At 44.1% G+C, this 1030-nt stretch carries 1 protein-coding gene; it reads left to right on the top strand.

Annotation, left to right across the window (positions count from 1 at the left end; translation table 11 throughout):
- Nucleotides 1–1030, top strand: a 1030-nt coding sequence (locus Q0296_RS04235) for a flagellin hook IN motif-containing protein (protein ID WP_298036918.1), incomplete at both ends; no start/stop codon positions are given.

Raw genomic sequence — 1030 nt, 5'->3', positions numbered from 1 at the left:
CTTTCTCTAAGAGATGGTCAAGGTATCTGGATAAGCTCCGCAAACGCAAAATCTGAGAAATTTTCAGTAGGTAGCGCACTAGCACAAAACATCGGTCAGATCAACCCACCGCAAACACTTGATATCACACTAAATGGTACAACTATCAAAACTCAGCCTGGCACGATGACAAGCATTAGTGACGTCGCAGCTGCTATCAACGCTCAGTACAATAAAACTGGCGTTAGAGCTGAAATTTCAGAAGGTAACAAGCTAACACTTATAAACAGAAACGACTCAGGCACAACTGAAGAGACAAAAAACATTCACCTTACAGTAAATGCTGGAAACACAGTTGGTGGTCTAGCAAATAGAGATATCATCACAGCTTATCAATATGTCTATACAAGCTCGCAAACAACAGCTGTTCATCCAAATAACGACAAGATCGCAAGACAAATAACAACAACAGAAGACTTACGTGCTGCTATGCAAGAGGACGCTAGAAACCACGTTGATTATAACGGCGACGGTCAGATCAATGCAAACTCTGATGCACTTGATGCTGCAAAAGCAGCAACCGCAGCTCACAAGATAGCACCAGGCACAGGTGGCGCTGCTATAACAAATCCAGCATATCAAACTGCTTATAACACTGCTTACGCTGCTGCAGCTGGTACACCAGATCAAAAACATGCAGCTGGTGTTGCAGCACTTCAAGCGCTTGCGGGTGATGATACAAACGACGGCGTAAAAGTCACTGTAAACAAACTAGGTCAGTTCCAGCTAGAAAACCCTACAAACGAACTAGCTGATCAAGCCCTTTATATGACAACGACTGCTCTTACAAAGCCAGCTCAAGGCACAAATAACGCAGCAGTAAACGAAAACGTACGCTTTACAAATATGATGAAAGCACTTGATGGCGCACTAAGCCCAGGTCAAGCTCTAAGAGCGAGCGGTAAGATGATGATGTCTAGCCACGGCTCAACGGCTGAAATTTTTGACTCACTTGGCTCAAAACACACAGTTAGCGTCAAATGGGCAAAAG

Source organism: uncultured Campylobacter sp., from assembly GCF_937890585.1.
Classification (GTDB): Bacteria; Campylobacterota; Campylobacteria; order Campylobacterales; family Campylobacteraceae; genus Campylobacter_A.
The sequence above is the reverse complement of the archived record's forward strand: the minus strand, read 5'-3'. Positions and strand labels throughout refer to the sequence as shown.